This window comes from Providencia sp. PROV236 (assembly GCF_033676985.1).
Taxonomy (GTDB): Bacteria; Pseudomonadota; Gammaproteobacteria; order Enterobacterales; family Enterobacteriaceae; genus Providencia; species Providencia manganoxydans.
Genome location: NZ_CP096297.1, coordinates 1,047,765 through 1,068,758, shown reverse-complemented (window position 1 = coordinate 1,068,758; position 20,994 = coordinate 1,047,765). Strand labels below are relative to the sequence as shown.

Sequence of the window (20,994 nt, the reverse complement as noted above, 5' to 3'; positions counted from 1 at the left end):
TCAAAATTAGCTAGACAATTCAAAATGAAATTAAGCTAAATCCCCAGCAACCAGAGGAACAAAGCGAACTTTCTCTATCACATTTGAGTGATAATCATTCCCTCTACGCGTAATGAGCTTCAACGCCTGATCTTGATCACCAACAGGTAATACCAAGCGCCCTCCTTCTTTTAATTGCTCTAAAAGCTTTGAAGGGATTTCACTAGGTGCCGCTGTAACAATAATGGCATCAAAAGGCCCTTTTGATTGCCACCCTTCCCAACCATCACCATGTCGTGTAGAGATATTGTGCAAATCGAGCTGCTTAAAACGGCGTTTTGCAGTCCATTGTAAACTTTTCACTCTTTCGACGGAATAAACATGACTGGCTAAATGGGCTAAAACCGCGGTTTGATAACCTGAGCCTGTACCTATTTCAAGCACATGGTCATTTGCAGAAATATCAAGTAGAGCAGTCATTTTAGCAACAATATAAGGTTGAGAAATAGTCTGCCCATAGCCTATTGGTAACGGTATGTTATCATAGGCTTTGTGTGAAAGCGCCTCATCAACAAAGCGCTCACGAGGAACCTGTGATAAAGCTTCTAACAAGCGCTCATCGTGAATTCCCTGTTGGCGTAATTGTGCCAAAAGTTCTTTCATGAGGCCTGTTTTCATTTTACGGTCACTCCTGATTTCTCTAACCACTCTTCAATTAATGAATGTGCTTTATATGCCGTTAAATCAACTTGCAAAGGTGTTATTGAAACATAACCTTGAGAAACAGCTTCAAAATCACTTCCAGGCCCTGCATCACGGATCTCGCCAACAGGCCCTAACCAATACAGCATATTCCCTTTAGGATCTTCAAGGTTATAAACTTCAGATGCGGCATGACGACTACCACAGCGAGTCACTTTTATGCCTTTTATTTCCTCATAGGGAATATCAGGTACATTAATATTCAGAATATTGCCTGCACGCAATGGATTTTTGTGCAATAAATCCAGTATGTCGCAAGTGACTTTTGCTGCGGTTTCATAATGAGTTTCCCCATCAAGTGAAACAGCTACGGAAGGTAGACCTAAATGTCGCCCTTCCATTGCCGCAGCAACAGTACCTGAATAAATGACATCGTCCCCTAGATTAGGACCACAATTGATCCCAGAAACTACAATATCCGGCCTTGGCCTCACAACTTTATTAACGCCAATATAAACACAGTCTGTTGGCGTACCTTCTTGTACAGATAAATCACCATTAGCCAATGTTTGGATCCTTAACGGTCTATCCAACGTTAATGCATTGGATGCACCACTACGGTTACGATCAGGCGCAATCACTTGCACATGATAGTGTTGTCGTAATGCCGCGGCTAATGTTTGGATCCCCGGCGCCGTCACGCCATCATCATTACTCAATAAAATTTTCAACATCGGCACTTTCCTGATTAATGATTTCTCGAACAAGACTGGTTGCAAAACACCCTGAACTTAAAAAGAAATTAAGCTTCAGTGTATTGGCATCAAGCCATTGCCAATGAAAATTTTGTGGTTTCACGATTGCAGCTCTGCGTGCTGGTGAAACTCTTTCACTTTTCATTAACGCAATAAAAGTATTATAGTTTTCTAAACACTTTGTCTCAAAACTTAATGCATCAAATTGAGTTCCAAGTTCCCCATCGCCGGGTAAAGCAGCCGTAATAGTCAATTCAGATGAGTCAACACGAGGTTGTAAAGTCGATAGCTCTTCCTCTGTGGCAACAAACCAGCTTCCACGCCCTGTTAATTGTAATGCGTCACCAAGTAGTACTTTATTTTCAGTTTGGTTGGCAATCCGTTCGCTAACAATATGATTAAACATAGCACTTCGAGCCGCAGAGAGGTAGAAACTACGTTTATTTCGTTCACGAACCGTAATTTCTTGATTTGCCCATCGTTGAGCTTGGACTAAGTTTTGTCCATTTCGCCCAAACCGTTGCTCACCAAAATAGTTAGGAACGCCCCCCTCAACGATTTTATCTAAACGTAATTCGACATCCTCAGGTGCTGAAATATCGCGAATGATTAGCTCAAAGTGATTGCCTTTCAGTGTGCCAATACGCAACTTTCTTTTTTGTCTAGTTGTTGCAATAACACGACAACCTTCAAGCATCCATTTTGAAAAATCAGGGGTTTCTTTACCTGGCATCTGTAAACAGAACCATTGTTCAGTAACCGCATTGCGATCTTTTAAACCTGCGTAACTGACTGCTCGTGCTGAAATTTTTGCAAATTTAGCCAATTGTTCAGCCACAAATAAGGTGTTATACCCCGTTTTTTCAACACGAACCATGACATGTTCGCCCTCACCATCAAGCTCAAAGCCAAGGTCTTCTTTAACAATAAAATCTTCAGGTTGGCTTTTTAACTTACCTGATGAGAGTGGTTTACCATGCAGGTACTGTACATTCATGACTTTCATTACCATTATCTTTCACTAACAATACCACTGCGGCACAAGCAATCCCTTCTTTACGCCCAACAAAACCGAGTTGCTCTGTGGTTGTTGCTTTAGCATTCACATCATCCATATGACATTCAAGATCTTCTGCAATATTGACACGCATTTGTGGAATATGAGGTAACATTTTAGGTGCTTGAGCCATAATTGTAATATCAAGGTTACCAATGCTATAACCTTTTTCACGAACGTGGCGATAGGCTTCTCTGAGTAAAACGCGGCTATCTGCACCTTTATACGCAGGATCAGTATCAGGGAATAATTTACCTATATCCCCCAGTGCCGCAGCCCCTAAGATGGCATCAGTGACAGCGTGTAGCACCACATCACCATCAGAGTGAGCAAGTAGGCCTTGTTCATAAGGGATACGTACGCCACCAATGACAATAGGTCCTTCCCCGCCAAACTTATGTACGTCAAAACCGTGTCCGATTCTCATTATTTGATCCTTTTATTTCATTCTAGAAAGGTAAAATTCAGCCAAAGCGAGATCTTCTGGGCGAGTTACCTTTAAATTATCAGTGCGACCTGAGACTAAAACAGGCTGATAGCCACAATATTCCAATGCAGATGCTTCATCAGTAATAATAGCATTTTCTTTCAATGCTTTACTCAAACAATCACGCAACAAAATTAAAGGAAAAAATTGTGGTGTAAGTGCGTGCCATAAAGCATCACGCTCAACGGTATGATCAATCACATCTGACGTTTTGGCACTACGCTTCATGGTATCTCTTACAGGAGCAGCAAGAATGCCACCGCAGTAATCCATTGTTGATAACTGAATAATTTTATTTAAATCATCTTGATGTAAACAAGGGCGCGCGGCATCGTGTACCAATACCCATCGATTTTGCATCTGTTCATTCTGAGCTAAAAAGTTTAACCCTGCCAGCACGGAATCTGCACGCTCTTTTCCACCATGAACAGTGGTAACTCGCGGGTTACTTGCTACCTCAAGCGAAGCAAAATAATTATCATCAGGGCTTAAAGCGACAACAATATTAGAAACAAGAGGATTCAATAACAATGCATTAATAGTGTGTTCAATGATTGTCTTCCCAGCGACCTGCAAGTATTGTTTTGGACAGTCCGCATTCATACGACTACCAATACCGGCTGCTGGAATTATCGCAACAACGTTTGGGGCTCCCCCAGTGATTGAATTATTCATTATTTTGGATCTTACATCGAAATTTGTGGGCTAGTAGAGGTAATCAATTTCATAAACGTAAACACAACCTGTAATATTTTTAGTTTTTGTACATAGCATAATCATATACTTGAACACTATATGATTGATGTTGTTACTCATATAGCGTTTATCTATACAGTGCCTATCGAACTGCAACCTACCGTATGACAAGTAATATTTAATTATTTGTTCTCTGATTATTACTCTCTTTCACCATTCTATAAAATGATTCGCCAGGCTTAACCATACCAAGCTCTGTACGCGCCCGTTCCTCAATAGCGTCTTGTCCATCATTCAAATCATTAATTTCAGCAAACAGCTGTTCATTACGCACTTTTAAGCGAGAATTGATGATCTCTTGCGCCGCAACATCGTCTTTCACTCGGACATAGTCGTGAATGCCATTCTTACCTAGCCATAAAGAATATTGTGTCCAAGCCAATACTGCGATTAATAGAAGCGTTAATTTGCCCATTCTGCCCCCTGAAATGATTTGCTAATCATCCCATAACTCAGCTCATCGCGCTACTATCAAGAAAGTAATGTATCAAAACTAGGACAAAAACAGGGCATTCCTGTTCAAAAATCAACCTAAGAAATATGCTGTGATTAATTGGATACTATCTTGAACTGGTTTACAGAACTATCACCTAAGCGAGTGAATTTGTTTAATAAAATTACGAGCAGCTACGCAAAATACTCAGTTAATCCGTAATTTGTTTACAAAAACGGCTCCAGAGGCGTAGACACACCCAAGGAGCCGTTAGGCAAAATTCATAAAAAGTTATCGTACTAATTATGAGTTTTGATGATTTTTTTCTCACCCAGTAATTGAAGAATTTGTGTTACTGAATCAGGTATCGCCTGCCTTCCATCTATACGTAATTCAGGTTGTAAAGGCTCTTGATATGGAGAGTCAATCCCAGTGAAGTTTTTTATTTTCCCCGCTCTTGCCTGCTGATAAAGCCCTTTTGGGTCGCGCTGTTCACAAACTTCAACAGGGGTTGCAATATGCAATTCAAAAAACTGGTTCGCCCCAAATAGCTCACGAACTTTCTGTCTATCTTCACGATAAGGCGAAATAAACGCTGTCGCAACCACCAGCCCAGCATCAACCATCAATTTAGCGACCTCACCAATACGGCGAATGTTTTCTTGTCTATCGGATTCATCAAAACCTAAGTCTTTACATAACCCATGACGGATATTATCGCCATCAAGCAAATACGTTTTTACCCCTAATGAAGCCAGTGCTTGCTCGCAAGCCCCTGCTAAAGTAGATTTACCCGAGCCAGACAGTCCAGTAAACCATAACACCGCGCCTTTATGACCATTCGCATTTTCTCTAAATTGCCGAGTGATCGGATGGTCGTGCCAAACGATATGATTATCTGTCGTACTCGCCATACTTATTTACCACCTAATAGATCTCGAGCTCCCCAATGAGGGAAATGACGGCGAATTAATTGATTTAACTCTATTTCAAATTCACTAAAATTATCATTTTGCTCAGTAAATCGCTCTGTCACTTCACGCACTAACCCCGCTCCAGCTGTCACATTCGTCAGCCTATCAATTAGGATCATGCCACCTGTTTCTGCGTTTTGCTGATAATTCTCAAGTAGCAATGGCTCATCAAATGATAATTCAACTAAACCAATACCATTGAGGGGCAGCTCAGTCGCTACTTTTTGAGTAAGATTGTTGATATCAACTTGATATTGAATATTTTCTACCTTAGCGCGGCTTCTTTTTCCAGCAATCTTAATATCAAGCTGTTGCCCCTGCACTAACGGTTGCTCTGACATCCAAACGATATCAACCAATGCCTCACGAGAACACTGCAACGTATCGTTTTCTGTAACAATCAAGTCTCCACGGCTAATATCAATTTCATCTTCTAATACTAATGTGATCGCCTCACCGGGTATCGCGAAGTCTTGTATGCCATCAAAAGTGACAATTTCTTTTACTTTCGAGATCTGACCCGAAGGTAATACTTTGACGGATTGCCCCACTTTCACTATCCCAGAGGACAAAGTTCCACTGTAACCTCTAAAATCCAAATTAGGTCTATTCACGTATTGAATTGGAAAACGTAGTGCTTGCTCCGATGCTTTTGGTTGAACCTGAACTGTTTCTAGAATTTGTAACAGTGTTTCCCCCTGATACCAAGGCAATTGAGAGCTTTCATTGACGATATTATCGCCATCTAGAGCTGAAATAGGTACAAACCAAATCTTGAGGTCAACAGGCAATTCAGCCGCAAATCTCTGATAATCTTGCTTAATTTTTTCAAATACCGCTTCGCTATATTCGACCAGATCCATTTTATTGACTGCAACGATCAAATGGCGAATACCTAGCAATGTACTAATAAAACTGTGGCGTCGAGTTTGTTCTTGAACGCCTTTTCGAGCATCGATCAGCAATATAGAAAGTGAGCAAGTTGATGCACCTGTCGCCATATTTCTCGTGTACTGCTCATGCCCTGGAGTATCTGCGATTATAAATTTACGTTTTTGAGTAGAGAAATAACGATAAGCAACATCAATGGTGATCCCTTGCTCTCTTTCTGCGGCAAGCCCGTCCACTAATAAAGCAAGATCCAGTTTTTCACCTTGAGTTCCTATACGCTTACTGTCGGTTTGCAAAACAGATAACTGATCTTCATAAATTTGTCGCGTGTCATGCAATAAACGCCCGATTAACGTGCTTTTACCATCATCCACATTACCGCAGGTGAGAAAACGTAATAAGCCCTTTTGTTGCTGAGCTAACAAATAAGCTTCAACACCACCTTGCTGCTTAATTTGTTCCGCAATTGTTTCGTTATATGCTAAATCTGCCATGACGTTTTCCCCCTTAAAAATACCCTTGGCGCTTTTTCTGCTCCATGGAAGCCGATTGGTCACTATCGATTAATCGACCTTGTCGCTCACTGGTCGTTGAAATCAACATTTCTTCAATAATTTCTGGTAACGTTTCTGCTTGTGATTCAACAGCACCTGTCAGAGGCCAGCAGCCTAGGGTTCGGAATCGAACCTTTCGCTTAGCGATAACCTCCCCCGCTTTTAAATCAATACGGTCATCATCTACCATCAATAATGTGCCATTTCTCTCTAAAACAGGGCGCTCTTTTGCAAAATAAAGAGGGACAATATCGATATTTTCTAAGTAGATATACTGCCAAATATCGAGTTCCGTCCAGTTTGATAAAGGAAATACTCGAATACTTTCTCCTTTATTGATTTGGCCATTGTAGTTATGCCACAACTCAGGGCGTTGATTTTTGGGGTCCCAACGATGAGAGCGATCTCGGAAAGAATAAATGCGCTCTTTGGCTCGAGATTTTTCCTCATCACGCCTAGCACCACCAAATGCTGCATCAAAACCATATTTATCAAGCGCTTGTTTTAGCCCTTCCGTTTTCATAATATCAGTGTGTTTCGCGCTACCATGAATAAATGGGTTGATCCCTAATGACTCACCCGCTGGATTGCGATGAACCAGTAATTCAAAATCATAGTTTTTAGCCGTTTTATCACGAAACTCATACATCTCACGAAACTTCCATCCGGTATCAACATGTAATAACGGAAATGGCAGTTTTCCAGGGTAAAAAGCCTTGCGTGCCAAATGCAACATAACAGATGAATCTTTGCCGATGGAATAAAGCATGACTGGGTTTTCAAATTCAGCCGCCACTTCACGGATAATATGAATGCTTTCTGCTTCCAACTGCTGTAAATGGGTTAATCGTTTCTCATTCATGATGGCCTCCTTAATTAAGCCAATTCCAACACGGCTGAACGCCATCTGTTTTTTTCAACCTGATCACCGAACCAAGCCAATTGCTGATGCAAAGCGGCAACCTCACCAATCACCAATAACGCAGGCGCTGGAGCCTGATGAGCCAATTCAGCCAGCTCATACAGCTTGCCACTCAACACGTGTTGGTTTTGCCGAGTGCCACAGCCGATCACGGCAATAGGCGTTTTTGGTGAGCGTCCAAAGTGGATCAGTTGTTGGCTGATATGCTCAGCTTTTACTGTTCCCATATAGATGGCTAATGTTTGATTGCCTCGTGCAAGTGCTGGCCAATCAAGTTCATTTCCTCCCTCTTTGCAATGACCCGTGATAAATGTCACGCTCTGAGAGTGCTCACGATGTGTCAGAGGAATACCGGCGTATGCAGTTGCCCCTATTGCCGCGGTGATCCCAGGAACCACCTGAAATGGAATACCAGCCTCCGCAGCAATTTGCAGCTCTTCACCACCACGCCCGAAAACAAATGGATCACCACCTTTTAATCGGACTACTTTCTTCCCTTGCGATGCAAACGTCACGATTAAAGCATTGGTTTCTTCTTGTAAGACCGAATGCGCTTTAGCACGTTTCCCAACACAAATTTTGTCTGCATCTCGTCGCACTAACTCAAGGACTTCATCACTGACAAGATGGTCATATAAAACGACATCGGCATTTTGCAAAACTTGTAAGCCTTTAAGCGTTAATAACCCAGCATCTCCAGGACCCGCTCCGACTAAAACCAGCTCCCCCGTATTATCGGGTTCATACAATTGCTTTTCTAATTGCAATTCGGCTTGTGATAGCTGGCCTTTTTCGACCAATGAGGCAAAGTGGCCACTGAAACTTTTTTCCCAAAAACGTTTGCGCTCACGCATGCTGCTAATTGATGATTTCACTTTTTCTCGCCACCGCCCGGCTATTTCAGCCATATGGCCCAAATAACTTGGTAGCATCGTTTCTAATTTTTCACGTAATAAGCGAGCCAAAACAGGCGCGGTACCACCAGAAGAAATCGCAATCACGACAGGATCTCTATCGATGATTGAAGGGACAATAAAAGAACACAACGGTTTATCATCAACAACATTGACAAAAATTTGTTGTTTCTCTGCATCATGAAAAATTTTCTTATTCAATTCAGCATCGTCAGTGGCAGCAATCACCAAATAAGACTTCTCAATATGTTGTGGATGATATTCCCCCTCAATCCACGTGAAATATTGTTGCTCACAAAGTTGTTGTAAAGCTGAATTAAGTGCCGGCGCAATAATCACCAAAGCCGCATTAGCGCGTAACAATAGTTCCGCTTTGCGTGCGGCAACATCGCCTCCCCCAACCAAGACAACCTTGCGGGAACGTAAATCCACAAATAATGGTAAATATTCCATCTTGCTCTTCCGGTGTTATATAACTTTTTTAAAACGACTATTTAAATTGACTATATGGCGTGCAAGTGGGGTTATGAAATGCTAAAAGTTTATTAGATGTAACCTAAAGGAATAAGTCAGCCTAATGAGTTATGAAGAAGAAATACTCATAATGACATCAAAGCAAAACGCAATTTCACGACTAAGATAAATATTGTTCGCTTCTTTTCTACAGATGCCTTGAAAAAAATGAGTTAGACTAAGCACATAAATAGAAAATAAATATAAATGACCAAGCCCTTATAAGTATTTAGCTAATAAAGACAAAACATTATGATAAAAACGGATAAAAAGAAACTCACCATTAATGATATTGCAAAGCTATGTGGCGTAGGTAAATCAACAGTTTCAAGGGTGATTAATCAAGACCCAATGGTTAATGAAGAGACTCGGCAAAAAGTTAATCAAATAATTGAAAAATACCAATTTACTCCCTCAAAATCTGCACGTGCAATGCGAGGCTATTCAAACCGCTCTTTCGGCATCATCATGACGCGTTTAGATTCTTATGCTGAAAACCAAGCAGTCAGTTCCATGCTACCTATTTTCTATCAAAATAATATCGACCCTATTATTTTAGAGAGTCAATTTAAACCGGAAAAAGTTGAAGAACATATTAAAATGCTTACTCGCCAAAAGGTTGATGGGATTGTCTTTTTTGCTTTTTCAGGCATTGATATCAATAAGCTCTCCAATTGGAAACAAAAAATGGTTGTTATTGCGCGACCATTAGAAGGTTTTGTCTCTATTTGTCACGATGATGAAAGTGCGGTTAAAAACCTTATGCACTATTTTCATAAACAAAAAAATTACCAACAAATAAGTTATATCGGGATCAATGTTCACGATGAAACAACGGGCCTACTCCGTTACCAATCTTATCTACACTATTGTCAGCAGCAAGGTTTAACCCCTCACGCACAATTAGGTGAACTTAATTACCAAAGTGGCTATATGCTTGCTAAAGAGATCTTAACCACATCACCACAAGCCATACTGTGCGCAACAGACTCATTAGCATTTGGTGTACAAAAGTATTTATCCGAACAAAACATGAACCATATCGATGTGGCCTGTATTGGGCGAAATGATTTACTGGCCTTTTTATTTCCTCAAACCAAATTCTACCGTTTAGGCTTTAGAGAAAGTGGGAAAGAGGCTGCTAATATATTGATTAAAATGGCAAAAGAAGATGTTCCGCCACAAAAAATCATTATCTCCAGTGATAAATTAAATTAATAACTTAAGAAAGTAATTATTATTACTTGTGATCATCGTCTAGTTATGGGAACGTTCCCGTTCAAATAATGACAACAAGGATATATATTAAAAAAAACATAACTACGATGAGAAAATAAATATGCCTAGTGCCAAAGATTTAAAGGCCATTGAAGAACTTGTTGCACTGATTGGCGGTAAAAATAATATTATTAGTGTTTCTCACTGCTTAACAAGGCTGCGCTTTGTTCTTAATGACCCTAATATCACAGAAATAGATAAAATAAAACAAATCCCTTTTGTTAAGGGGTGTTTTAATAATGCCGGACAGTTCCAAGTTATTATTGGTGTCGATGTTGACCACTATTATCAAATTCTTTCAAAGCATCTTGAGTTACAAACAAAAAGTAAAGATGAAGTAAAGTCTGATGCCAAAAAAAATATGAGTTTTTGGCAAAGGCTTATCGCAAATTTGGCAGAGATATTCGTACCACTATTACCTATTTTAATTTGTGGTGGTTTACTTTTAGGTTTGCGTAACGTTATTGGTGAGATGCCTGTATCGGATAATAAACCTTTAACCTATTTTTATCCTTGGTTAAAGCCTATTTATGATTTCCTATGGTTACCTTGTGAAGCAATATTCCACTTTTTACCTGTTAGCATCTGCTGGTCTGCAACTAAAAAGATGGGGGGTACTCCAGCCCTAGGTTTAGTATTAGGGATCACTTTAGTTTCTCCTCAGCTAATGAATGCCTATAATTTAGGCTCACAAATCCCTGATGTTTGGAACTTTGGGCTGTTTACAATTGAGAAAGTCGGTTATCAGGCGCAAGTCATCCCTTCTATCTTAGCAGGTTTATTCCTCGGCTGGTTTGAAACCCGTTTACGCCGTTACATTCCCGATTATTTAAAATTGGTTATTGTTCCAATCGTCACATTGATTATCTCAGTCTTCGTCGCACACGTTATCTTAGGCCCTATTGGCAGAAGCATTGGCAACGGTATTGCCGAAGTCATCAAGCTATTAATGCTAGGTGACTTTGCGCCTATTGGCTCAGCTATCTTCGGTTTTTTCTACTCGCCAATGGTGATCACAGGGTTACATCACACAACCTTAGCGATCGACTTACAGATGACTCAAAGTTACGGCGGCACCCCTATTTGGCCTATTATCGCATTATCAAATATTGCCCAAGCTTCAGCGGTTGTCGGTATCATTATTGTTAGCCGTAAAGCAAATGAACATGAAATTACTATCCCAGCCGCTATTTCAGCCTATTTGGGTGTAACAGAGCCGGCTATGTATGGTGTTAACCTAAAATATGGCTTCCCAATGCTATGTGCGATGGTTGGTGCCTCACTCGCAGGATTGGTTTGCGGTTTAAACCATGTTCTATCTAATGGTATTGGCGTGGGTGGTTTACCTGGCATTTTATCGATACAACCAACTTATTGGTTAGTTTACCTGTTCGCTATGGTCATCGCCGTTGTCGTTCCCATTGCATTAACCGTTATCGCCTATCGCTATAAAGAAAGAAAAGGCACGCTACAAACTAATTAATATATCATCAAATTTAAGGTTTATTATGAATTACTTATACATTGCTTTTACAGATATCAGCGTGTCTGTTGGGTACAATAATAATAAATATGATTACACCTTTGACACCGTAAATAGTACTTATCATGACTGGTTAAATATTGCTAAGAAAATAAATAGCGACTTTCAATTGATTGACGGTGGCGTTATACAACGGCCAGTCGATGGCGATGGAAAAAAATCTTATGTGATAAAAACACAAGATAATAAAACTATTGATGTCGCAAATTTATTTACTGAATCTCTTAATAAGCCATTTATTATTGAAAATATCAGGGAAGTAAATCAACAGAACAGCTTAGAGAGGAAATTCATTCATCGGGAAAAAGAACTTACTTGGTCAATTGAGTATTCCGGTTTAACGTCAGGGAAAGATGAGTATTGCCAAGAGTCACTACTAACGGTGGCAAATGGGTATATTGGCCTGCGCGGTACATTACCGGAGATGACAGCTAGTCATGATTATTACCCTGCAACTTATATTGCAGGCCTATATAATCAAGCAACCTCTCAAGTCAACGATCACCAAGTGGTCAACGAAGACTTTGTTAATGCACCTAATGGCCAGTTTATTTCGCTTAAAATCGGAGATGGCGACTACATTCATCCAAATAATGTAACCACACTTGCTCTAACCCGCCATTTAGATTTTAAAACCGGTGTCCTATCTTCTGACTGGCTTATTGAAACAACAGACGGGAAACAACTGAATATTCGCTGTTTCAAATTTGCCAATATGGCAAATATGTCTCATTACTGCCTACATTACCAATTTATTCCGTTAAATTTTTCTGGCGAAATGACCCTTCTCACTCGCTTAGAAGGGAACACTTGTAATGCGGGAGTAGAACGATATCGTAGCCTAAATCAAAACCATTACAGTGTGTTAGAAGGTGGTGCAAAGCAACAAAATGCTTATCTGTTAGCTCAAACTCATCAATCAAAAATAGGGATTGGCTTAGCATCCTCTCTTTGTGGTGATTTCTTTTCACCACAAGACATTATTTGCCATTTTTCTGACTCAGTTGTTGAGCAAAGTATCATATTCAATGCTCAGAAAAATACCCCCTATACTGTTGAAAAAAGTGTCGCGCTAACCACATCTACGGCTTACCCCGATAATTGGCAAGATATTACAAAATGGGAACTTCCCTCTTGGCAAACCCAGTTAGCAGAAACAAAACAAGCATGGCAAACTTTATGGGATGAAGCTGATATTGCAGTATCAGGGGATTTAATGACGCAAAAATTATTACGTCTACATACCTACCATTTACTTTCATCAGCGTCACCGTTTAGTAACGAAAAAAATAAACTTGATGTTTCCGTCACCGCACGAGGGCTACACGGAGAAGCTTATCGAGGGCATATTTTTTGGGATGAGATCTTCATTTTCCCATTTTATATCATGCATTTCCCTGATACCGCTCGCCAACTTTTACTCTATCGCTATCGTCGATTAGAAACTGCCCGACTCGCAGCGAAGGCCGCTGGTTTCCAAGGCGCTATGTTCCCATGGCAGTCAGGTCACGATGGTACAGAGCAAACTCAAGTTCTGCATTTAAATCCATTATCTGGTCAGTGGGATCCTGACCACAGTTGTCGCCAACGCCATGTTTCATTAGCCATCGCTTACAACGTGTGGCTATATTGGCGTAATACCCTTGATAACCCATTTATGAAAGAGTATGGCTTAGAGCTGCTCAATGACATCACGTTATTTTGGCTTGGCCTATGTCAGTGGGATGAGCAAGACCAACGTTTTCATATCAGTGGCGTCATGGGTCCCGATGAATTTCATGAAAAATATGCCGATGCTCAAGAAGGTGGCCTAAAAGATAATGCCTATACCAATTTAATGGTGGCGTGGCTTTTCAATGAGATGACGACTCTGTATCGCGATAAACGTTTTACTGACAAATTATCTGAATTTGGTTTTTCTGCAAATACGCTCGACAAGCTCTGCCAAATTAAAACGCAGCTCGCTGTCACGCTAAATCAAGATGACGTTATTGAGCAATTTGCAGGCTACTTTGCGTTAGATGATCTCGACTGGGAAAGTTATCGCCAGAAATATGGCAATATTTATCGAATGGATCGGATCCTACGTAAAGAAAATAAATCAGCAGATGATTTCAAAGTCGCTAAACAAGCCGACACACTCATGTTGTTTAATAACTTAGATAAAACAACTGTGAAATCTTTAATTGAATCTCTGGGCCACTCATTATCTGAAAGCTTTGCAGAGAAAAATCTACATTATTACCTTAAACGCACCTCTCATGGGTCAACCTTATCACGCATTGTTCATGCTTATTTAGCCGAACAAATACAGCTCCATGACCTATCGTGGCAACTTTATCAGGATGCTTTGTACTCAGATTACAACGATATTCAAGGTGGAACGACAGCTGAAGGCATACATACCGGAGTGATGGCTGCGACTTTAAATACTACGATCATGGCTTACGCTGGTGTCGATATTCGACAAGATATTCTTAATATCGCACCATCGTTACCTAAACAGTGGCAAGGCCTAAGTTTTAAATTAAGGCACCAATGTGCTTTGTTTCACATCAAGGTAACTTATAACAATATTACCGTTATGAGTGATAAAGCATGCACAATATCAATCAATAACCACCTCTATAGCCTTGTTCCTAACACACCTTTATCCTTAAATTCTAAGGAGGGTAACGCTAATGGTTAAAGGACTCATATTTGATCTTGATGGTGTTATTGTTGATACCGCCGGTTACCATTATTTAGCTTGGAAAAAGCTGGCTAGCGAAATCGGGATTGACATTGATGAACAATTCAACCAATCCTTAAAAGGAATTAGCCGTGTAGAGTCATTAGATAAAATTTTACGTCATGGTAATAAACAAAATTCATTTACTATTGAAGAGAAAAATATGCTCTCTGAAAGAAAAAATGAATATTATTTAAAGTTACTCGATAACATTAGCCCAAAAGATATTTTACCTGGCGTATTAGATTTAATTAAGCAGGCTAACCAATACAATATACCTTGTGTTATTGCCTCTGCATCCCAAAATGCGCCAACGATATTGAAAAAATTGGCTATAAAGCACTATTTTCAATCTATTGTTGATCCTCAGTCATTAAAACAAGGTAAACCCGATCCTGAAATCTTTTTAAAAGCAGCGCGGCTCATTGATGTGCCTGCTCAGTATTGTGTTGGTTTTGAAGATTCAATGGCAGGAATACAAGCTCTTAAAAAAGCGAGAATTTATGCTATTGGTATTATCGCTGAAGGCCCACTGCATGAAGCTGATCGTGAAGTGTACTCATTAACTGAAATAAACATACATACACTAATCAAATAATAAATTATCGGATGGAAACTCTGTTTTCCATCCAGATATAAACAAGGAATAAAGAATGAAAACAAAACTATTAGCTACTGCTGTTAGCTTAGGATTAGCTATGCCTGTTATAACCGAAGCTAATACAAGCTCTCTATCAATAGAGCAACGTTTAGCGCTTTTAGAGCAAAGAACACTTGCTGCTGAAAAAAGAGCAGAACTTGCTGAACAAAAAGCAGCTAATTTAGAAAAAGCATTACAAAATCGTCAAGTTATTAATCAACCAATCAATAATACAACAGCCACAACAAATCATACTGAAGCCCCACATTTAATCGAAACCAATAACCAATATGGCAAACTTAAACTTTACGGTGATGTCGAATTTAATACTGATATTGCCAGTAAAAAAGGACAATTGACCTCAGTAAATACTCAGGCAGGAAAAGATAAAGATTTTGGTGATTACGATAAATGGGGAATTAATGGCCGTATTCTAATTGGACTTGATGGTGAGCGTTCCTTAGAGAATAACAACTACGCAGGCTTTTCCGTTCAACCACTCGCTAATATTAATGGACAAATTGGTCTAGATGATGCCAATTTCTATTTTGGTAAAAAAGAGAGTTGGCAAATAAAATTAGGCCGCTATGAAGCCTACGATATGTTCCCATTAAATCAAGATACCTTTATTGAGTATTCAGGTAATACCGCGAATGATACCTATAGCGATGGCTTTGGCTATATCTATATGATGAAAGAAGGCCGAGGAAGAAGCAATAGTGGCGGCAGCATGATGTTTAATACTAAATACGATAATTGGTATTTTGAAACAAATCTATTAATTGAAGATGGCACCAGTATCTTTACCGATGGCGAATACCATGGGCGAAAACAAATCAATAAGAAAAATGTTATCTATGTTCGACCTGTGATCGCTTGGAATAAAGACAACTTTAAAGTAGCCGCCGCTATTGAAAGTAATGTTATTCAAAATGCTTATGGCTATGAAGATAAAAATACAGATGAGTTTAAAAACCAATCTAAGCGTAATGGATATGGTTTAACTCTAGGTTGGAATAGCTTAAAAAATGATCCAACAAATGGTATCGACGTAAACTGGAGTACGGCTTATTTAGATGCTAGCAATGAAACAGATTTTACTACTGGTGCTAATATTTTATGGCGCCGTTTACAGCTAGGTTATATTTACGCTCATAATGATATCAAGTCCTACGCATTAAATTATGATAGTGATATTGATAATGAAGTCATTTTTGGTCCAGGAAAATATGATATTCATACTTTATATACTTCATATGAGTTACCAAACATACTTGATATGGATAATTTTAAAATTTATATTGGCGCTTACTACTCTGTAATTGATGGTAAAGATATCGAAGTGAAAAATAGCGATAAAGATCGTTATGGCTCCAGAGTCAGATTTAAATACTTATTCTAAAATTGAATTAAACATTGAGTGGCTGATTTATCTGGTCAGCCACTCAAGTTATTTGCAGTAACTTACCCTTCATGCAGCCCACACTCTCGCTTTAAACCAAAAAAACGGGTTTCTTCTTCACTCATACCCGGTTCCCATTTACGAGTTGTGTGAGTATCACCAACAGATAGGTATCCTTGCTCCCAAAGAGGATGATAAGGTAAATCATATTTGGTCAAATACTCGTGTACTTGACGATTATTCCAATCAATCACTGGCAAGACTTTGAAGATCCCTCGACCAATACTCAACACAGGTAATGTGGAGCGACTTGCCGATTGCTCTCTACGTAGCCCTGAAAACCAACTTTGTGCATTTAATTCATGCAAAGCGCGCTCCATTGGCTCAACTTTATTGAGCTGATTATATTGTTCTATACCGTCTAGCCCTTGCGCCCATAATTGACCATAGATAGCTTCCTGCCATGCAGGTGATTTTGCAGCCCGATAAACCTGTAAGTTTAAATTAAGCTTCTCTGTTAACTGTTCAATAAAATGATAAGTTTCAGGAAATAGATACCCAGTATCAGTTAAAATAACAGGTATATCAGGCAATGCTTGTGTCACCATATGCAACGTTAGTGCAGCTTGTATACCAAAACTGGATGATAATACAAATTGATTGGGTAAATGCTCTAGAGCCCATTCAATCCTTTTTATTGCATCCTGTTTTTCTAACTGAGCATTAAAATCAGATAAATAGGCAGTTTGCTGTTGCTTATCTAAATTTAATACTTCAGTAAGTTCAAGCTGACTCATACTGCCTCCTTTACCTCATAGAAATCAACCGCAGAATTAAGCACCGGTTTCACAACATCACTACGAATTAAATAATCACCAAATCCTTCTTGATCCTCACGCTCTTTTGCCCAACGGCCTATCAAGGTATCAAGTATAGATAAAATTTCTGCTGAACTAATATTTTCTCGGTACATACGAGGGATGCGTGTTCCTATACGATTTCCCCCTAAATGTAAGTTATATCGATCAAGGGCTTTCCCCACTAACCCAACTTCAGCCAGCATTGCACGACCACAACCATTTGGGCATCCGGTGACACGTAATACAATGTGTTCATGGCCCACACCATGTGATGACATGATCTGTTCAACTTGCGTAACAAATTCTGGTAAAAAACGTTCCGCTTCTGCCATCGCTAATGGGCACGTCGGAAAAGAAACACAGGCCATTGAATTTTCACGCTGTGAAGTGATTTCATCACTGATTAAACCATGTGCACGCGCAATCGACTCAATCCGTGATTTTTCTTCTTCAGGCACACCCGCAATAATTAAGTTTTGATTTGCGGTTAAACGGAAGTCACCTTGGTGGATCTTGGCTATTTCAGCGACCCCCGTTTTTAACGGTTTATTAGGAAGATCAATTAAACGACCATTTTCAATAAACAACGTGAGATGCCAACGATCGTCTATCCCTTTTAGCCAACCAATCTGATCCCCTCTATGAGTAAATTGATAAGGTTGGATATCACCGAATGTGACCCCTGAACGTCGCTCCACTTCCTGTTTAAACGCCTCAACACCGACCCGTTCAAGGGTATATTTGGTTTTTGCGTTTTTACGTTCAGTTCGATTACCCCAATCACGTTGAGTGGTCACTATCGCTTCAGCAATAGCCAAAGTGTCCTTCAATGCAATAAACCCAAACTCGCTAGCTAATCGAGGAAAGGTCGCCGTATCCCCATGGGTCATAGCAAGGCCACCGCCCACCAGCACGTTAAAACCAATCAGCTCACCATCTTGTGCTATTGCGATAAAGTTCATGTCATTCGCATGTAAGTCCACATCATTAAGTGGTGGGATCACTACCGATGTCTTAAATTTTCGAGGCAAATAAGTTTTACCTAAAATGGGCTCTTCATCTGTCGTAACCACTTTCTCTTTATCAAGCCAAATCTCTGCATAAGCACTTGTTTTCGGTAATAAGTGCTCAGAGATTTTTTTAGCCCATTCATAAGCCTGTTGATGTAATTCTGACTGTACAGGGTTAGATGTACATAACACATTACGGTTGACATCATTCGCTGTCGCTAATGCATCTAAACCGACATGAGCCAACATTTGATGAGCAGGCTTCACGTCACCTTTTAAAATACCGTGAAACTGAAATGTCTGCCGGTTAGTGATACGCACACTGCCATATAACGTGTGTTCCGATGCAAATCTATCGATATCAAGCCACTGTTTCGGCGTGATAATGCCCCCAGGTAGCCGACAACGCAGCATCATTGCATGACGAGGTTCTAACTTTTGTTCCGCTCGTTCAGCTCTAATATCCCGATCATCCTGTTGGTACATGCCATGAAAACGGATCAGCAAGAAGTTATCTCCCTCAAAACCACCGCTTAATCCATTTTTTAAATCTTCTTTAATCGTTCCGCGTAAATAATTACTGTCATTTTTCATCCGCTCACTATCAGCGAGCTTGCCTTCTACGACCAAAGGCCCATATTTTTTTTCGCTCATTAGTAGACATCCCTCTGATACCGGCGCTCTACGCGCAGCTCACTTAAAAATTCATCCGCCGATTCGTTATCCATATTTCCGTATTGGCTGATGATATCCAGTAAAGCCTGTTCAACATCACGTGCCATATGATTAGCATCACCACAAACATAAATATGCGCACCTTCTTCAATCCAACGCCATACCTGTTCACCTTCTTCGCGTAGCTTATCTTGCACATACACTTTTTGAGCTTGATCGCGCGACCAAGCTAGTGAAATATGAGTGAGTAGCCCATCTTTCACGTAACGTTGCCATTCCACCTGATATAAAAAATCTTCAACAAAGTGTGGATTACCAAAAAATAGCCAATTCTTTCCTGTTGCTTGATCATTATCGCGTTGCTGCATAAACGCTCTAAAAGGGGCAATACCAGTACCAGGGCCAATCATAATCACAGGTTTTGAGGTATCACTGGGAAGGCGAAAGTTATCATTGTGCTCAATGAAAACACGTAACTCATCACCTTCTTTTAAACGATCCGCTAAAAACCCTGAAGCGCCGCCAGTACGCGCACGACCATCGATGTCATAACGCACGACTCCCACGGTGACATGAACTTCATCTTCTGTTTCTGCCTGTGAAGAGGCGATAGAATATAACCTTGGAGTCAATGGCCTTAAAATATCAACAAACTCTTGAGCCGTCGGTTGCGCCGCTGCATGCCTTACCATGTCCACGATCGGCGTATTTTGCGCAAAATGCAAAATAGCTTGTTTATCACTGATCAAACCCAACAATGAATCATCTTTTGAAAGATGTGCATATTTTTCAACAATTAAATGGGTGTTCTGTGTGAGCTCTAAATGATGAGTCAATGCTTCACGAAGAGTATAAGTATTTTCACCTACATGAACACTTTCATCACCTTTTAACCATAAGAGCTGTACTAACTCATCAACAAGCAAAGGATCGTTATCAAACCATACCCCTAGCGCATCCCCCGGCTGATAACGCAGGCCTGAGTCCCCCAAATCAATTTCTATATGACGAACATCCTTTAATGAATTACGGCCTGTGATTTTTTGATTTACAGACAAGGATGCTGTAAGAGGTGCGGTTTTTGTATAAGGTGATGTATGGATTTCATCAACCGAACCAGTCTGAGCCGCGATTAACTGGCTAGCAGTTTGTGATGGAACTCTTGCTTTAAGCAACTGCGTTAATTCTTCAACCCACCTTTCAGCCTCAGCTTGATATTCTACGTCTGCATCAATTCTATTAAGTAATGATTGCGCACCTAACTTCGCCAATTGAGTATCAAAATCTTTACCTGCTTGGCAGAATTTTTCATAGGACGAATCACCAAGTGCAAAAACAGCATAGGCGGTATCATTAAGAGCTGGTGCCTTTTTCGAATACAAATATTTATATAGAGCAACAGCCTCTTCAGCTGGTTCTCCTTCACCTTGCGTTGATGCAACAATGACTAATACTTTTTCTTGAGCGATTTGCTTAAATTTATATTCCCCCGCATTCACTAAGTTTACATTAAGCTTTTCGCTTATTAACCGTTCTCTTAATTGTTCAGCTAAACGACGTGCATTTCCTGTCTGTGAAGCAGAAAGGATGGTTATCGTTTCATTTTGTGGGACAGGTGCACTAGTCGGTACACTTGTCACCGTATTTTGATTGACCATTCCCCACAAATATCCAGACAGCCAAGCAAGCTGGTGTGATGAAAAGTCATCAACCGCTGTCTGCAAACGAGAAAGTTGCTCCGTTGATATTGGCAATGCCGATATTGGAGGCTGTTTATTTGTCATTATCCTGTAACCCCAGAGTTGCTTACCATCAATGACTACCCCGATAGTTTGTCAGGTTATAACACCCTCCAATAATGGGATAAGAAAGTATTGCCATAAGTAATAGCTAAAAAGCCTAATGAAATTCGTTTGTA

The 20,994-nt window shown here is 40.1% G+C and carries 18 protein-coding genes; 5 read left to right on the top strand and 13 right to left on the bottom strand.

What is annotated here, in order from left to right; translation table 11 throughout:
* Positions 1-30: 30 nt before the first annotated feature.
* The 10 genes from M1E96_RS04655 to cysG form a co-directional block, all read right to left on the bottom strand.
* The gene (locus M1E96_RS04655; protein WP_070926422.1) at positions 31-657 is read right to left on the bottom strand and encodes a protein-L-isoaspartate(D-aspartate) O-methyltransferase; all 627 of its coding nucleotides are present in this window, start codon (positions 655-657) and stop codon (positions 31-33) included.
* Entirely contained in the window at positions 654-1,415 is a 762-nt protein-coding gene (gene surE / locus M1E96_RS04650) for a 5'/3'-nucleotidase SurE (RefSeq protein ID WP_070926424.1), read from the bottom strand. Before surE ends, M1E96_RS04655 begins: the two co-directional genes overlap by 4 nt.
* Entirely contained in the window at positions 1,393-2,442 is a 1,050-nt protein-coding gene (truD, locus tag M1E96_RS04645) for a tRNA pseudouridine(13) synthase TruD (protein WP_319069074.1), read from the bottom strand. Before truD ends, surE begins: the two co-directional genes overlap by 23 nt.
* Positions 2,408-2,920 carry a 2-C-methyl-D-erythritol 2,4-cyclodiphosphate synthase gene (ispF, locus tag M1E96_RS04640; protein WP_070926426.1) on the bottom strand — a complete coding sequence of 171 codons (513 nt, stop codon included), beginning with the start codon at positions 2,918-2,920 and terminating at the stop codon, positions 2,408-2,410. The genes truD and ispF overlap by 35 nt, the downstream gene beginning before the upstream one ends.
* Positions 2,921-2,932: 12 nt before the next feature.
* Positions 2,933-3,655, bottom strand: coding sequence for a 2-C-methyl-D-erythritol 4-phosphate cytidylyltransferase (gene ispD, locus M1E96_RS04635; protein WP_272580282.1), 723 nt, complete (start codon positions 3,653-3,655; stop codon positions 2,933-2,935).
* A gap of 199 nt (positions 3,656-3,854) precedes the next feature.
* Positions 3,855-4,151: a cell division protein FtsB gene (gene ftsB, locus M1E96_RS04630; protein WP_140182927.1), complete on the bottom strand. Its 297-nt coding sequence runs from the start codon at positions 4,149-4,151 to the stop codon at positions 3,855-3,857.
* 317 nt (positions 4,152-4,468) lie between these two features.
* Positions 4,469-5,083: an adenylyl-sulfate kinase gene (gene cysC, locus M1E96_RS04625; RefSeq protein WP_318710028.1), complete on the bottom strand. Its 615-nt coding sequence runs from the start codon at positions 5,081-5,083 to the stop codon at positions 4,469-4,471.
* A gap of 2 nt (positions 5,084-5,085) precedes the next feature.
* Positions 5,086-6,528, bottom strand: coding sequence for a sulfate adenylyltransferase subunit CysN (gene cysN / locus M1E96_RS04620; RefSeq protein ID WP_337979819.1), 1,443 nt, complete (start codon positions 6,526-6,528; stop codon positions 5,086-5,088).
* A gap of 13 nt (positions 6,529-6,541) precedes the next feature.
* Complete coding sequence (cysD, locus tag M1E96_RS04615) at positions 6,542-7,450, bottom strand: sulfate adenylyltransferase subunit CysD (RefSeq protein WP_070926433.1); 909 nt, start codon at positions 7,448-7,450, stop codon at positions 6,542-6,544.
* A gap of 14 nt (positions 7,451-7,464) precedes the next feature.
* Positions 7,465-8,877, bottom strand: coding sequence for a siroheme synthase CysG (gene cysG, locus M1E96_RS04610; RefSeq protein WP_369427385.1), 1,413 nt, complete (start codon positions 8,875-8,877; stop codon positions 7,465-7,467).
* Positions 8,878-9,189: 312 nt separating this feature from the next.
* Here cysG and treR point away from each other — a divergent pair, with 312 nt between their 5' ends.
* From treR to M1E96_RS04585, 5 genes are all read left to right on the top strand, one after another.
* Positions 9,190-10,155, top strand: a complete 966-nt coding sequence (treR, locus tag M1E96_RS04605; RefSeq protein WP_140182931.1) for a trehalose operon repressor TreR — start codon at positions 9,190-9,192, stop codon at positions 10,153-10,155.
* A gap of 121 nt (positions 10,156-10,276) precedes the next feature.
* A complete protein-coding gene (gene treB, locus M1E96_RS04600; RefSeq protein ID WP_337979817.1) occupies positions 10,277-11,698 on the top strand; it encodes a PTS trehalose transporter subunit IIBC in 1,422 nt (473 codons plus the stop codon).
* Positions 11,699-11,723: 25 nt separating this feature from the next.
* Positions 11,724-14,447, top strand: coding sequence for a glycoside hydrolase family 65 protein (locus tag M1E96_RS04595; protein ID WP_272580287.1), 2,724 nt, complete (start codon positions 11,724-11,726; stop codon positions 14,445-14,447).
* Positions 14,440-15,087 carry a beta-phosphoglucomutase gene (gene pgmB / locus M1E96_RS04590; protein WP_272580288.1) on the top strand — a complete coding sequence of 216 codons (648 nt, stop codon included), beginning with the start codon at positions 14,440-14,442 and terminating at the stop codon, positions 15,085-15,087. Before M1E96_RS04595 ends, pgmB begins: the two co-directional genes overlap by 8 nt.
* A 55-nt stretch (positions 15,088-15,142) precedes the next feature.
* Positions 15,143-16,531 (top strand): carbohydrate porin, encoded by a 1,389-nt coding sequence (locus M1E96_RS04585; RefSeq protein ID WP_369427384.1) that lies wholly within the window; start codon positions 15,143-15,145, stop codon positions 16,529-16,531.
* 62 nt (positions 16,532-16,593) lie between these two features.
* Here M1E96_RS04585 and M1E96_RS04580 read toward each other — a convergent pair whose 3' ends face one another.
* The 3 genes from M1E96_RS04580 to cysJ are packed head-to-tail and all read right to left on the bottom strand — an operon-like array spanning position 16,594 to position 20,860.
* Positions 16,594-17,328, bottom strand: coding sequence for a phosphoadenylyl-sulfate reductase (locus M1E96_RS04580; RefSeq protein WP_272580290.1), 735 nt, complete (start codon positions 17,326-17,328; stop codon positions 16,594-16,596).
* Positions 17,325-19,055, bottom strand: a complete 1,731-nt coding sequence (gene cysI / locus M1E96_RS04575; protein WP_140182937.1) for an assimilatory sulfite reductase (NADPH) hemoprotein subunit — start codon at positions 19,053-19,055, stop codon at positions 17,325-17,327. The genes M1E96_RS04580 and cysI overlap by 4 nt, the downstream gene beginning before the upstream one ends.
* Positions 19,055-20,860 carry an NADPH-dependent assimilatory sulfite reductase flavoprotein subunit gene (cysJ, locus tag M1E96_RS04570; protein ID WP_140182938.1) on the bottom strand — a complete coding sequence of 602 codons (1,806 nt, stop codon included), beginning with the start codon at positions 20,858-20,860 and terminating at the stop codon, positions 19,055-19,057. Before cysJ ends, cysI begins: the two co-directional genes overlap by 1 nt.
* Positions 20,861-20,994: the final 134 nt, after the last annotated feature.